General features: G+C 62.3%; 15 protein-coding genes. 11 read left to right on the forward strand and 4 right to left on the reverse strand.

The window, feature by feature from the left end; translation table 11 throughout:
- Positions 1–37 precede the first annotated feature (37 nt).
- Positions 38–1,072: an ABC transporter ATP-binding protein gene (locus I6L39_RS09265; RefSeq protein ID WP_216991618.1), complete on the forward strand. Its 1,035-nt coding sequence runs from the start codon at positions 38–40 to the stop codon at positions 1,070–1,072.
- Between the two features lie 89 nt (positions 1,073–1,161).
- Positions 1,162–2,067 (forward strand): Dyp-type peroxidase, encoded by a 906-nt coding sequence (locus tag I6L39_RS09270; protein WP_216991619.1) that lies wholly within the window; start codon positions 1,162–1,164, stop codon positions 2,065–2,067.
- A gap of 84 nt (positions 2,068–2,151) precedes the next feature.
- On the opposite strand, the gene argR is transcribed toward I6L39_RS09270, so the two are convergent.
- Positions 2,152–2,622 (reverse strand): transcriptional regulator ArgR, encoded by a 471-nt coding sequence (gene argR / locus I6L39_RS09275; RefSeq protein ID WP_005308670.1) that lies wholly within the window; start codon positions 2,620–2,622, stop codon positions 2,152–2,154.
- 200 nt (positions 2,623–2,822) lie between these two features.
- Here argR and I6L39_RS09280 point away from each other — a divergent pair, with 200 nt between their 5' ends.
- The 7 genes from I6L39_RS09280 (at position 2,823) to I6L39_RS09305 (ending at position 7,863) form a co-directional block, all read left to right on the forward strand.
- Positions 2,823–3,563, forward strand: coding sequence for an ATP-binding cassette domain-containing protein (locus I6L39_RS09280; RefSeq protein ID WP_216991620.1), 741 nt, complete (start codon positions 2,823–2,825; stop codon positions 3,561–3,563).
- Between the two features lie 24 nt (positions 3,564–3,587).
- Complete coding sequence (locus I6L39_RS09285; protein ID WP_216991621.1) at positions 3,588–4,325, forward strand: transporter substrate-binding domain-containing protein; 738 nt, start codon at positions 3,588–3,590, stop codon at positions 4,323–4,325.
- A 3-nt stretch (positions 4,326–4,328) separates the two neighbouring features.
- Positions 4,329–4,979, forward strand: a complete 651-nt coding sequence (gene artQ / locus I6L39_RS09290; RefSeq protein ID WP_201997025.1) for an arginine ABC transporter permease ArtQ — start codon at positions 4,329–4,331, stop codon at positions 4,977–4,979.
- A 2-nt stretch (positions 4,980–4,981) separates the two neighbouring features.
- Positions 4,982–5,107: a hypothetical protein gene (locus I6L39_RS20325; RefSeq protein ID WP_302055617.1), complete on the forward strand. Its 126-nt coding sequence runs from the start codon at positions 4,982–4,984 to the stop codon at positions 5,105–5,107.
- Between the two features lie 2 nt (positions 5,108–5,109).
- Positions 5,110–5,772, forward strand: coding sequence for an arginine ABC transporter permease ArtM (gene artM, locus I6L39_RS09295; protein WP_216991622.1), 663 nt, complete (start codon positions 5,110–5,112; stop codon positions 5,770–5,772).
- Between the two features lie 242 nt (positions 5,773–6,014).
- The gene (gene mdh, locus I6L39_RS09300; protein ID WP_216991623.1) at positions 6,015–6,950 is read left to right on the forward strand and encodes a malate dehydrogenase; all 936 of its coding nucleotides are present in this window, start codon (positions 6,015–6,017) and stop codon (positions 6,948–6,950) included.
- A gap of 322 nt (positions 6,951–7,272) precedes the next feature.
- Positions 7,273–7,863, forward strand: coding sequence for a tetratricopeptide repeat protein (locus tag I6L39_RS09305; RefSeq protein ID WP_219144409.1), 591 nt, complete (start codon positions 7,273–7,275; stop codon positions 7,861–7,863).
- An 83-nt stretch (positions 7,864–7,946) separates the two neighbouring features.
- Here I6L39_RS09305 and hmpA read toward each other — a convergent pair whose 3' ends face one another.
- On the reverse strand, positions 7,947–9,140 hold the full coding sequence (gene hmpA / locus I6L39_RS09310; protein WP_216991624.1) for an NO-inducible flavohemoprotein: 1,194 nt from the start codon (positions 9,138–9,140) through the stop codon (positions 7,947–7,949).
- A gap of 111 nt (positions 9,141–9,251) precedes the next feature.
- Between hmpA and I6L39_RS09315 the strand changes: the two genes are divergently transcribed.
- Complete coding sequence (locus I6L39_RS09315; protein ID WP_042079298.1) at positions 9,252–9,719, forward strand: Rrf2 family transcriptional regulator; 468 nt, start codon at positions 9,252–9,254, stop codon at positions 9,717–9,719.
- Between the two features lie 30 nt (positions 9,720–9,749).
- On the opposite strand, the gene I6L39_RS09320 is transcribed toward I6L39_RS09315, so the two are convergent.
- Positions 9,750–11,030, reverse strand: coding sequence for an HlyC/CorC family transporter (locus tag I6L39_RS09320; protein WP_042079297.1), 1,281 nt, complete (start codon positions 11,028–11,030; stop codon positions 9,750–9,752).
- A gap of 40 nt (positions 11,031–11,070) precedes the next feature.
- Complete coding sequence (gene ccsA, locus I6L39_RS09325) at positions 11,071–11,862, reverse strand: inner membrane protein YpjD (protein WP_042079404.1); 792 nt, start codon at positions 11,860–11,862, stop codon at positions 11,071–11,073.
- A 364-nt stretch (positions 11,863–12,226) separates the two neighbouring features.
- On the opposite strand from ccsA, the gene ffh reads away from it, so the two are divergent.
- A complete protein-coding gene (gene ffh, locus I6L39_RS09330) occupies positions 12,227–13,603 on the forward strand; it encodes a signal recognition particle protein (RefSeq protein WP_042079296.1) in 1,377 nt (458 codons plus the stop codon).
- Positions 13,604–13,752 lie beyond the last annotated feature (149 nt).

Genomic DNA, 13,752 nt, shown 5'->3' on the forward strand with positions numbered 1-13,752 from the left:
GTCCCGCCCGGCGTCAACACGCGAGAGGAAAAGTACCTTGTCCTGCCTGAATATCGAGAAGGTCAGCTGCCGCTACAACGGTCGCAATGTGCTGGAACAGCTATCCCTGACGGTGGCCGACAACGAGATCGTCTGCCTGCTGGGGGCGAGCGGCTGTGGCAAGACCACCTTGCTCAAGGCCGTCGCCGGCCTGTTGCCGCTGGCCGAAGGGGAGATCCGTCTCGGCGATATGCTGCTGGACGGAGAGGGCCAGAGCGTGCCGCCGGAGGCGCGCCACATCGGCATGATCTTCCAGGATTACGCCCTCTTCCCCCATCTGACGGTGGCACAGAATGTCGGCTTTGGGCTGATCCGGCTCGATCGCGGCAGCCGCCAGCAGCAGGTGGAAGAGGCGCTGGCGCTGGTCAATCTGCAGGGCCTGGGGGAGCGCTATCCCCATCAGCTCTCCGGCGGCCAGCAGCAGCGGGTGGCCATCGCCCGCGCCCTGGTCTGCAAGCCGAGGCTGATGCTGCTGGACGAGCCCTTCTCCAACATCGACACCCAGGTGCGGATGAAGCTGATCCTCGAGATCCGTACCCTGCTCAAGCAGCAGGGCATAGGGGCCATCTTCGTCAGCCACAGCAAGGAGGAGGCGTTCGCCTTCGCCGACCGGCTGGCGCTGTTTCGGGCCGGTCACATCGAGCAGGTGGGGCAGCCTGAGCAGCTCTATCGCCGCCCACAGAACCGCTTCGTGGCGGAATTTCTCGGCGGGGTCAACTATCTGGCGGCCGAGGTGGTGGACAGCCACTGCGTGAAGACCACCCTGGGCACCATCTGTGGCCAGGAGCCCCATGGCCGTGCGGTCGGGGAGCGGCTGCAACTCATGCTCAGGCCCCAGCAGCTGGCGCTGACGGCGGCGGCTGACGGCGAACTCGAGGTGCGGGAGCAGCACTTCCTGGGTCATCACTGCCGGGTGCTGGTGGATTGTGCCGGCCAGTCGCTGGAGGCCAGCATCGGCGAGCCCCTGGAAGGGAAGAGGGCGCGGGTGACCGTGGCCCCACATGCCCTGGTGTTGTTTGACCCTTTGCCCTGATGGCGTGATATCGTCGTGAAATCAATGAACTGGGGTTGCACTGGTTTATAATCGCGCCACGCCTTTAGCCAATGTCTTTGGAGAGAGAAATGAAAGCCCAAGCCGGGATCTGCGCAGAGCCGAATCTGCATGCCCTCTATCTGATGTTCAATCGCACCGGCGACGGTGCCGCCCTGGCGGCCCGCCTGGCCAGCCTGCCGGCGCTGTGGGACGCGGTGAGCGCCGACTTCCCCGATGCCGCCTTCAGCGGCCTGGTGGCCGTGGGGGCCGAGGGCTGGGATGCCATCTATCCGGTGGCCCGTCCACCCCAGTTCCGCGGCTTTATGGCGCAGGAGGCCAATGGCAACAAGGCGCCGAACACTCCGTTCGATCTGTTCGTGCAGCTGAGGGCCGACCGGGTGGACGTGCTGCACCACGCCGGTCAGCGGGTGATGGCCCTGCTGGCCGGACTGGTGGTGCTGGCCGAAGAGGTGCGCGGTTTTCGCAACCTCGACTGCCGGGATCTGACCGGCTTCGTCGACGGCACCGAGAACCCGCAGGATGAGCACAGGGCCGAAGTGGCGCTGCTGGAGGGCGGCGAGTTCGCCGGCGGCTCCTATCTCCACGTGCAGCGCTGGGTCCACGCCATGAGCGACTGGGAGAAGCTGGCCCTGAAGGAACAGGAAGACATCATAGGCCGCACCAAGGTGGACAACATCGAATACGAGTCCGCCGACAAGCCGCTCACTTCCCACATCAAGCGGGTCAACCTCAAGACCCCGAAGGGGGAGTCCATGGAGATCCTGCGCCAGAGCATGCCCTGGGGCACCATGAGCGAGCAGGGGCTCTACTTCATCTCCTGCTGCCGCACGCCGCTGCACTTCAATGCCATGCTGGCCAGCATGTACAAGGGGGAGGGCAGTCACTTCGATCACCTGCTGCGCTTCACCCGGGCGGTGACCGGCGCGGCCTTCTTCGCCCCGTCCGTCGACTTCCTGGTGGCCCAGGGCCGTTAAGCCTGTCTTACTCGCAGATAACAAAAATCCCGGCCTTGGCCGGGATTTTTCGTTCGGGATGCCGTCTCGACGACGGCTGCCCGATCAGGGGGTCTGCTCGAACAGTTCGAGGGCGGAGAGGTAGAGCTCCTCGATGTCGGTGTCGCTGGTCGGCGTGATGAAGATGGTGTCGTCACCGGCGATGGTGCCGAGGATCCCTTCGGCCTTGCCGAGGGAGTCGAGCAGGCGGGCGATGAGCTGGGCCGCCCCCGGGCTGGTGTGGATCACCACCAGGGCGCCGTTGTGGTCGACGTCAAGGACCAGATTCTTGAGCGGGCTGGAGGTGGTGGGCACGCCCAGCTCCACCGGCAGGCAGTACACCATCTCCATCTTGGCGTTGCGGGTGCGGACGGCGCCGAAGCGGCTCAGCATGCGCGAGACCTTGGACTGGTTGATGTTCTCGAAGCCCATCTCTTGCAGGGCAGTCACTATCTCTGCCTGGGAGCCGAATCGCTCCTCTTTCAGCAAGGCTTTAAAGGCCTTGGCCAGTTTTTCTTGCTTGTCGTTATGTTTCATCTTGGACTCACGAATGAGGGGGGTGACCGCCTGTCACGCTCAGGCGGCAGATACGAACAGCGCTGCTATTTTGCATTCATATGCCTCTTTTGGCAAGGAAGCGGCGCTTGTTCTGCATATTGATTCAAATATAGCTTGCATCAATGTATGCCGGCGCTAGAATCAGGACGAAATTTTGAAAACTTATTCAATTGGGCTGTATGGGTATCGAATTAATCGGCGTCGAAAAATCCTGGCACAAGGTGCCGGTACTGCAACAGGTGAGCTTTCGGAGCGCTCCCGGCGAGACCTTGGTATTGCTGGGTCCGAGCGGTGCGGGCAAGAGCTCCCTGCTGCGCATGATGAACCTGCTGGACACCCCGGACGCCGGTGTGCTGCGCATCGCCGGCAGTGAATTTTCTTTCCCGTCCAGCCTCTCCGCCGCTGAGTTCAACCGTCAGGCTCAGGCCTTGCGCCGCAAGGTGGGCATGGTGTTCCAGCAGTACAATCTGTGGCCCCACCTCACCGTGATGGAGAACCTGATCGAAGCCCCGGTCAAGGTGCTCGGCATGAGCCGCGAGGCGGCCATCGACAAGGGGGCCTACCTGCTGGCCCAGTTGCAGCTGGCCGACAAGCGCGATGCCTGGCCGGCACGCCTCTCCGGTGGCCAGCAGCAGCGGGTGGCCATCGCCCGTACCCTGATGATGGATCCCCAGGTGCTGCTGTTTGACGAGCCGACGGCGGCCCTGGACCCCGAAATTACCAAAGAGGTGGCGGAGATCATCCGCACCCTGAGCCAGACCGGCATCACCCAGGTGGTGGTGACCCACGAGGTGGAGTTCGCCCGCAAGGTAGCCAGTCAGGTGATCTATCTGGAGAAGGGGCGGATCATCGAATCCGGCACCGCCGCCATCTTCCAGTCCCCGCAAACCAGCCGGTTTGCCGAATTCTTGATGCATTGATATTGAGTCGATAAGGAAGCTGTCATGAAAAAGAGTCTGTTGCTGGTCGCCGCCATGGGCCTGCTGAGCACCTCGGTGCTGGCGAAAGAGATCAAGTTCGCCACCGAGGCCACCTATGCGCCGTTCGAATACCTGGACGACAAGAACGAGTTCCAGGGCTTTGACATCGATCTGGCCCGCGCCGTCTGCGAGCAGGCCAAGCTGGAGTGCAGCTTCCACAACCAGGCCTTCGACAGCCTGATCCCCAGCCTCAAGTTCCGCCGCTATGACGCCGCCATCGCCGCCATGGACGTGACCCCGGAGCGGGCCGCCCAGGTCGACTTCTCCGACATCTATTACGAGAACTCCGCCGTCTTCGTCGCCAAGAAGGACGCCTTCAAGGGGCCGGAAGATCTGGTGGACAAGACCGTCGGCGTGCAGAACGGCACCTCCCACCAGTCCTATCTGGTGGACAACTGGGTGAGCAAGGGTCTGCTGACCGTGCCCTACGCCAGCTACCAGAGCGCCTTCCTCGACATGATGAACGGCCGCACCGACGGCGTGTTTGCCGATACCGCGGTGGCTGCCGACTGGCTCAAGCAGCACAAGGAGTACGCGGTGGTGGGGACGCCGGTGACCGACGCCAAGTACTTCGGTACCGGCTTCGGTATCGCGGTGGCCAAGGGCAACCAGGAGCTGCTGACCCAGCTGAACAAGGGGCTGGCCGAGATCAAGGCCAACGGCACCTATCAGAAGATCTATGACAAGTACTTCGCGCAGTAAGCCATGCTGAGCCTGTTGTTGGATGCAGCCTGGATGACCCTCGGGCTGGCCCTGGCATCCCTGGTCGGGGGCATGGCGCTGGCGCTGGCGTTCAGCGCCGCCGAGCTCAGCAAGCGCAGCTGGTTGGTGTGGCCCGTGGCCACCCTGACCACCCTGATCCGCGGTCTGCCCGAGCTGCTGGTGGTGCTCTTCATCTACTTCGGCTCGACCCAGGTGCTGTTCCTCATCACCGGGGAGTACGTGGAGTTCAGCCCCTTCGCCTGCGGTGTGCTGGCGCTTTCCCTGCTGTTCGCGAGTTATGCCACCCAGACCCTGAGGGCCGCGCTCAATGCGGTGCCTGCCGGGCAGCGGCTGGCCGCGCTGGCGCTCGGCCTTGGCAAGGGGCACACCTTCTTTCGCATCGTGCTGCCCCAGGCCTGGCGCCACGCCCTGCCGGGGCTCGGCAACCAGTGGCTGGTGCTGCTGAAAGATACGGCGTTAGTCTCCCTTATCGGGGTGAACGAGATGATGCGCCAGGCGCAGATGGCGTCGGCCAGCACCTATGAACCCTTCACCTGGTACGCCGCCGCGGCCCTCATCTACCTGGCCATCAGCCTGGTGAGCGAGTTCGGCCTCAAGCAGGCGGCTCGTTACACCCGACGCTACGGAGGCTGAGCATGCAGGATTATCTCATGACCCTGCTGGGGGGATTTGTTATCACCCTGCAACCGACTGTCTTCAGTCAGCTGAGTGACTGCGGGTTCAAGCAGGCTGCTCCTTCTACCCGCCGTTACGGAGGCTGATCATGCAGGATTACCTGATGACCCTGCTGGGGGGGCTGGCCATTACCTTGCAGCTCACCGCGTTCAGCCTGCTGCTCGGCGTGCTGATGGCGGCTGCCATGACCTGGGTGCTGGAGCGCCGCATACCGGTGGCGACCCAGCTGGTGCAGCTCTGGGTGCTGATCTTCACCGGCACGCCGCTGCTCATCCAGATCTTCCTCATCTACTACGGGCCTGGCCAGTTCGAGTGGCTCAAGGCGAGCCCGCTCTGGCCGCTGCTCAAACAGCCCTGGTTCTGCGCCGTGCTGGCGCTCGGCTTCAACACCGCCGCCTACTCCACCCGGCTGTTCAAGGGGGCCCTCGACGCCATCCCCGCCGGCGAGGTGGAGGCCTGTCGGGCGCTCGGCTTCTCGGCCGGCCAGACCCTCTGGATGAAGACCCGCCACGCCGCCCGCCGGCTGGTGCCCGCCTATTCCAACGAGGTGATCCTGGTGCTCAAGGGGAGTTCACTCGCCAGTACCATCACCATCATGGACATCATGGGGCTGGCCCAGCGCCTCAACGCCCAGACCTATGACACCCTGGCGGTGTTCACCGTGGCCGGGGCCCTCTACCTGACCATGAATGGATTGTTAACAATTGGTTTCCGCTGGTGTGAGCGCAGAGCGCTGGCATTCCAGTCCTGAAGCAGTCTGATTTACCTCTTAATGGTGAGGTGGGCACAGGAAATCTGTGCTTTTCCTCCCATTTATCGCATATTCCTCTCCGCTTTCGTCGCCGCTTGTTCCCTGGCTCACAGAACCCGTGATTACAACTGTTATCAGATTGTTTTTTGGGAGGGGATCCTTTAAGGTGAGGCGCACAATAAGAATCAGCGTTAACCCAACTAGAAACAACCTTAAACCTACGCTTAGACATGGAGTTGATCATGAAAGTTGCCGTTCTGGGTGCCGCCGGTGGCATCGGCCAAGCCCTCGCTCTGCTGTTGAAAAATCGCCTTCCTGCCGGTTCCGAACTGAGCCTGTATGACATCGCACCGGTCACCCCGGGCGTGGCGGCGGACCTGAGCCATATCCCGACTGACGTGAAAGTAAAAGGTTTCTGCGGTGAAGATCCGAGCCCGGCTCTGGTCGGCGCCGATGTCGTGCTGATCTCCGCCGGTGTGGCCCGCAAGCCCGGCATGGATCGTTCCGATCTGTTCAACATCAATGCCGGCATCGTCAAGAATCTGGTGGAGAAGTGTGCCGCCTCCTGCCCGAAGGCGCTGATCGGCATCATCACCAACCCGGTCAACACCACGGTCGCCATCGCCGCCGAAGTGCTGAAGAAGGCCGGTGTCTATGACAAGCGCCGCCTGTTCGGTGTCACCACCCTGGACGTGATCCGTGGCGAGACCTTCGTGGCCGAAGCCAAGGGGCTGAACGTCGACAAGGTGCGCGTCAACGTCATCGGCGGCCACAGTGGTGTGACCATTCTGCCGCTGCTCTCCCAGGTTGAAGGCGCGTCTTTCACTGCTGAAGAAGTCGCCGCCATGACCAAGCGCATCCAGAATGCCGGTACCGAGGTTGTGGAAGCCAAGGCCGGTGGCGGTTCCGCCACCCTCTCCATGGGCCAGGCAGCCTGCCGCTTCGGTCTGTCTCTCATCAAGGGTCTGCAAGGGGAAGCCAACGTCATCGAGTGCGCCTATGTGGAAGGCAACGGCGAGCACGCCACCTTCTTCGCGCAGCCGGTACTGCTCGGCAAGAACGGCGTCGAGTCCGTGCTGGACTACGGCAAGCTGAGCACCTTCGAGCAAGAGGCGATGGACAGCATGCTGGCCACCCTGAAGGCCGACATCCAGCTGGGTGTCGACTTCGTCAAATAAGTCGCCGCGTCGATCGCAAGGGGAGCCCAGGCTCCCCTTTGTCATTTTCGGGGGTTGGTGTGGCGGGCTAAGGAGATGGTCCCGGCTGCCGATAACAGAGGGCAGCAGGAGATCTCTAATGATGAAACCCAGTATCCTCATCGGCCTCGTCGGTTTGTGCAGCCTCCCCTTGCAGGGGGCCGAGCCGGCATCGGCCGCCATACCAACCCAGACTGCGGCGACCGCGTCTCCCCCGACCACCGTTGCGTCGCCACCTGAACGTTCGACCATTGCCGCGTCTGCCGCATCCGCTGCGGCTTCGACAGCCCCGGCGGCGGCACCCTTGCCCAAGGCGGCAAGCGCAGTCTCAGCGGCGGCGGGGGAACTGCAGGCGGTGCCGCTCTATCGGCAGGACGAGCTGCTCAACTGGATAGAGCAGGGGCGCCATCTGGCCAGGGTGAAGCAGGACAGGTGCCAGTTGACTCAGGACATAGAGGCGCGTGCCTCGGTGATGAAGATCCCCGCCTATCAGTTCCTCTGGGGAGACATGCTCGCCTGGGGCGTCTGCATCAAGCCGGACGCCCAGATGGGGGTGCAATACATGTGGGAGGCGGCGAACCAGGGGCTGGCACCCGCACTGGAGCAGCTCGGCCGCTATTACTGGAAGGGCATCCTGGTCCAGAAGGATCTGGTGCGGGCCGAGACCCTGATGCGGGAGGCCGCCAGCCTCGGCTTCCTGCGGGCCCAGATGGAGTGGGTCGAGATGCTGTTGCAGGGCATGGGGAGCCCGCTGGATTACGAGGAGGCCTATCACTGGCTGCACGGCGCCGTCATCGGCGACAAGGCCATCCACCAGAAGGCGGCGAGCCTGCTCAGCCGGCTCGGCAACCGCATGCCCGCCAACGCCATCGCCCGCGCCAAGGCGATGCGCTGATCACTGGCGGCCAGACACCATGAAAAAGGCCCGGACACCTGGGTGTCCGGGCCTTGTCAGCGGTGCGTGGCGGTGAGGCGGGATCAGATCTCCTGATGGGGGCCGAAGATCTCGTAGTGCATGCGGTCGGCAGGCACGCCCAAACCGACCAGTTGACCCTTCACCGCCTTCATAAAGCCAAGAGGGCCGCAGAAATAGTAGTGGGCGTTGGCCGGGATGAGGTCGGTGACCTGCTCCAGCGCCAGGGGGCCGACGAAGTCGTAATCCTCACCCTGGACATCCTGCTCTCCCGGCTCTCGATACCAGGTGCGGCTCTGCAATCTGGGGTGCTGCCGGCTTTTCTCCCGGATCTCCTCTCTGAACGCGTGCTGGGCACCGCGCTCGCAGGCGTGCAGCCAGCGGATCTCGGTATCCTGGCCGCTCGCCAGCAAGTGGTTGAGCATGCTCAGCACGGGGGTGAGTCCCACCCCGGCGGAGAGCAGCACCACTGGGGTGGCAGTCTCCTCTTGCAGGAAGAAGTCGCCTGCCGGTGGCATCACTGTCACCTCGTCACCGACGTGCAGCTTGTCGTGCAGCAGGTTGGAAGCCTGACCCTGGGGCTCGCGCTTGACGCTGATGCGGTAGTCGCGGCCATTGGGCGCATCGGAGAGAGAGTACTGGCGGATCTCCTGGTGTTCTAGCTTGGGATGAACCAGCTTGATGCTGAGATATTGACCCGGCTTGAAGCGCAGCACGGGCATGCCGTCGACGGGGGCCAGCACGAAGGAGGTGACGAGTTCGCTCTCCTGGCGCTTCTCCCTGATGATGAAGGAACGGGTACCCTGCCAGCCCCCCTCCTGGCTTGCCTGCTCCCGGTAGAGCTCGCCCTCCCGGCCGATGAAGATGTCGGCCAGCACGCCATATGCCTTGCCCCAGGCCGCCAGCACCTCCTCTGTCACCGCATTACCACCCATTTCTTTGAGCGTGGCCAAGAGATGACTACCTACAATGTGATATTGTTCCGGCTGGATGAGGAAACCCGTGTGCTTGTGGGCGATGCGTTCCACGGCCCCTGCCAGGGCGCCCAGGTTGTCGATGTTCCTGGCATAGGCCGCCACCGCACTGAACAGCGCCAACGGCTGACCGCCGCTGCGCTGGTGAGCCAGATTGAATACATCCTTCAATTCCGGATGGTGGCTGAACAAGCGCTGGTAGAAGTGCTGGGTGAGGGCTGGTCCCGCCGATTCGAGCAAAGGAATGGTGCTCTTGATGACGGCGATGGTGGCTTGGTCTAACATAGGAGGTCCTTTCTAATTGAACATCTGGAATGTCACTTAATAAGTTGCATCCTAAATGTTTAATTGATCTGGATCAATCATCAATTCTTTGCGCTATGCGCCGCAGGCACTATGAGACTGACTAGCTATACCGATTTTGGATTGAGAGCCCTGCTCTATCTGGCCACCCTGCCGGAGGGCGAACTGTCGAGCGTGGCCAAGGTGTCCGCCCTGTACGACGTCTCCCGCAACCACATGGTGAAGGTGGTAAACCAGCTGGTGAAGCTGGGCTACCTGCAATCCCAGCGCGGCAAGAATGGCGGGATCCGCATGGCCTGCTCCCCCGAGAGCATAAACATAGGCCAGGTGATCCGGGCGCTGGAAGGCAATCTGGACGGCATCGACTGCGGTTCCCCCGTCTGCCATATCGTCTCTGTCTGCCTGCTCAAGAGCGCGTTGAAGGAGGCGATGAACGCGTTCCTGGCGGTGATGGACGGCTATACGCTGCAAGATCTGCTGGCCAACCGTGACGAGCTGCAGCAGGTGTTCGGCGAGTTGATCCCGACCCTGGTGCTGGAGCCGGATGACGAGAGCGAGTGAAACGAAAAGGCTGCCATCGGCAGCCTTTTTTCAATCTTCGTACCCTGAATCGTTACGGTACAGGTGTGGCATGATCCTCGCCATCTTCACCATGTTGTTCTCCACCTCGAGGATCTCGATGGGGTAGCCCGCCAGCCTGACGCTGATGTTGGGCTGGGGGATCTCCTCCAGGTACTCCAGGATCACGCCGTTGAGAGTGCGCGGGCCATCGGTGGGGAGGTGCCAGTCCATCTCCTTGTTCAGCTCGCGGATGCTGGCGGAGCCCTCGACCAGGAAGGAGCCGTCCGGCTGGGGGTGGATCTCGTCGCTCGGGGTCGGCGTCATGGAGGTAGTGAAGTCGCCGACTATCTCTTCCAGTATGTCGTCCAGGGTGATCAACCCCTGAATGTCGCCATATTCGTCGACAATCAGCCCGATCCTCTCCTTGTTGCGCTGGAACTTGGCCAGCTGCACATTGAGCGGCGTCCCCTGGGGGATGAAGTAGATGGGGTCGACCTCTCGCAGCAGACTGGACTTGCTGAACTGATCCCGTGCGACCAGCCTCAGGGCGTCGCGTGCGTGCAGGAAGCCAACCACATCGTCGATGTTGTCGCGATAGAGCAGGATCTTGGTGTGGGCGCAGTGGGCCAGCTGGCGCAGGATGAGCTTCCAGTCGTCGTTGATGTCGATGGCGGAGATCTCGCTGCGCGGCACCATGATGTTCTCCACCGTCATCTTGTCCAGATCCAGGATGCTGATCAGCATCTCCTGATGGCGCTGGGGAATCAGGCTGCCCGCCTCGTTGACTATGGTGCGCAGCTCCTCGGTGTTGAGGGCGTCATCCTTGCGGTGTTCGAGGCGCAAGAGCTTGAGCAGCAGGTTGGTGATGCTGTTGATGAGCCAGACCAGGGGCGAGAAGGGCACCATCAAGCCCTTGAGGACCCAGGAGGCGGGGTAGGCAATGCGCTCGGGGAACATGGCGGCCAGGGTCTTGGGGGTGACCTCCCCGAACACCAGCACCACCAGGGTGAGGCCGAAGGTGGCGATGGCGACGCCGAGATCCCCGAACAGCCGGATGCAGACTATGGTGGCGATGGCGGAAGCCAGGATGTTGACCAAGTTGTTGCCGATGAGAATGAGGCCGAGCAGCCTGTCCGGCCGGGCCAGCAGTTTTTCGACCCGGCGGGCGGCCTTGTGCTTGGTCTGGGCCAGATGCCGCAACTTGTAGCGGTTGAGGGACATCAGACCGGTTTCGGAACTGGAGAAGAAGGCTGACAAGAGGATCAAGATAACGAGCACAATCAGCAATGTACTCGTTGAGATACTGTCCAAGCAGGGCTCCTGTGTCTGTGGTTGAGGGGCGGGCGGGTCGTCAGCTCAGCAGCACTTCCTTGACGAAGCGACTGCCAAAGTAGGCCAGGGTCAGGATGATGCTGCCGACCAGGCTCAGCATGATGACTTTGCGACCCCGCCAGCCACGGGTGTGATGGCCCCACAGCAGCAGGGCGTAGACGCACCAGGCCAGGATCGAGAGGATGGCCTTGTGGGACTTGCCCTGGGCGAACATGTCTTCCAGGAAGAACAGGCCGGAGGCGATGGAGAGGGTCAGCAACAGCAGCCCCGCCGAGATCAGCTGGAACAGGCGCTTCTCCACCGTCATCAGGGGCGGCATGGCAGGCAGATGACTGATTTTTCTCGATTTCAGCTGCCTGTCCAGACAGGCGAGCTGGAGGGCAAACAGGCAGGCTATCATCAGCACCGAATAGGCCAGCAAGGCGAGCCCGATGTGCAGCAACAGCTGGGGATGGGCCTCCAGATGGGTGATGTAGCGCCCGGGAATGAGAGCGCTGGCCGCCAGCAGCAGGGCCGAGAAGCTGTAGACGACGGGCAGCAGGATCCAGCCGTTGAAGCGGCGGGTGACGCAGGTCATGAAGCTGCTGATGATCAGGCTGACCAGGGAGGCCACGTTCAGCATGCTGAGGTTCTGGCCGGAGTGGGTGGCCAGCACCTCGCTGCCCACGGCCACCCCATGGGCGGTCAGGGCAAGGCCGATGCAGGCAAACAGCGACGCTTGCCCGACAGGCTTGGCGCTGAGCAGCAGGTGCAGTGAGGCGATGATGGCCAGCAGGTAAAACGCCAGGGCCAGAACAGAGATCACGATCATAACCAGGTCGTTGTCAAACAAGCTTTAGGGATAAGAGGGGCAGTATACCTTGCACAAGATATGCTCGCCAGTTGTGCCAGGGGCCAACTGCCCACATATAAGTAGAAGCGCTCCATGCGGCGAATAATCGTCCTCCTGCGTTGACTGGGGTATACTGCCCGCCATTTGTTGACCTGCCCGTTCATGGCAGGCTGCCGCAAGCGGCGAGTCATCGTCCCTGCAGTGCGGACTGGGGTATAATGCCCCTCATTTGTTAGCCTGCCCGTTCGAAGGCTGGCTGCCGCCACAAGCGGCGAGTAATCGTCCCCACAGTGCTGACCGGGGTATAATGTCCCCATTGTCACGCCAAGAACCGGAAAGCGTCATGTTTGAGAATTTGACTGAACGACTCTCGCGCACCCTGCGCAACGTCAGCGGCCGCGGTCGCCTGACGGAAGAGAACATCAAGGATACCCTGCGCGAAGTGCGCATGGCGCTGCTCGAGGCGGACGTCGCCCTGCCGGTGGTGCGCGATTTCGTGGCCCGCGTCAAGGAGCGGGCGGTGGGCCAGGAAGTGGCCAAGTCCCTGAGCCCGGGCCAGGCCTTCATCAAGATAGTGCACGGCGAACTGGTCACCGTGATGGGGGAGGCCAACGAGCAGCTCAACCTGGCGGCCCAGCCGCCGGCCATCATTCTGATGGCGGGTCTGCAGGGGGCCGGTAAGACCACCACGGTCGGCAAGCTGGCCAAGCTGCTCAAGGAGCGAAGCAAGAAGAAGGTGCTGGTAGTCAGTGCCGACGTCTACCGCCCGGCGGCCATCAAGCAGCTGGAGACCCTGGCCGGCGACATCGGCGTCGACTTCTTCCCGAGCGATGCCAGCCAGAAACCCGTCGCCATCGCCACTGCGGCCATCGATCAGGCGCGCAAGAAGTTCTATGACGTGGTGATCGTCGATACTGCCGGTCGTCTGCACGTCGATGGCGAGATGATGGCGGAGATCCAGGATCTGCACGCCACCATCAAGCCGGTGGAGACCCTGTTCGTGGTGGATGCCATGACGGGTCAGGATGCCGCCAACACCGCCAAGGCATTCAACGAGGCGCTGCCGCTCACCGGTGTGATCCTCACCAAGGCGGATGGCGACGCCCGCGGCGGTGCCGCCCTGTCGGTGCGCCACATCACCGGCAAGCCGGTCAAGTTCATCGGTATGGGCGAGAAGACAGACGCGTTGGAGCCCTTCCATCCGGATCGTCTGGCCTCCCGCATCCTCGGCATGGGCGACGTGCTGTCGCTCATCGAAGAGGTGGAGCGCAACGTCGACAAGGAGAAGGCGGCCAAGCTGGCCAGCAAGGTCAAGAGCGGCAAGGGCTTCGATCTGGAAGATTTCCGCGAGCAGCTGGCCCAGATGCGCAACATGGGCGGCATGATGGGCATGCTCGACAAGTTGCCCGGCATGTCCGGGCTGCCGGACAACATCAAGGATCAGATGGATGACAAGCTCACCGTGCGGATGGAGGCCATCATCAGCTCCATGACGCCCAAGGAGCGTGCCCATCCCGATCTGATCAAGGGCTCCCGCAAGCGCCGCATCGCCGCGGGCTCAGGCATGCAGGTGCAGGACGTGAACAAGCTGCTCAAGCAGTTCACCGAGATGCAGCGCATGATGAAGAAGATGTCCGGCAAGGGCGGCATGCGCAAGATGATGGGCCAGATGAAGAACATGTTGCCCCCCGGTTTCGGTGGCGGCCGCGGCCCCTTCTGATCTGACCCGGATCCTTGATCGAGGGTCTGCCCATGGCAGGCCCTTTTCATTGCCGCTCTGCGCAAAAAATGGCTGGCTTGGTTGCAATTATTACGAATCCAAGTAGAATTACGCGGCTTATTTTAAGCTAGGGTCCGCGTGTTTGCGGG

Origin of the sequence: Aeromonas sp. FDAARGOS 1409, assembly GCF_019048705.1 — a bacterium.
Classification (GTDB): Bacteria; Pseudomonadota; Gammaproteobacteria; order Enterobacterales; family Aeromonadaceae; genus Aeromonas; species Aeromonas sanarellii.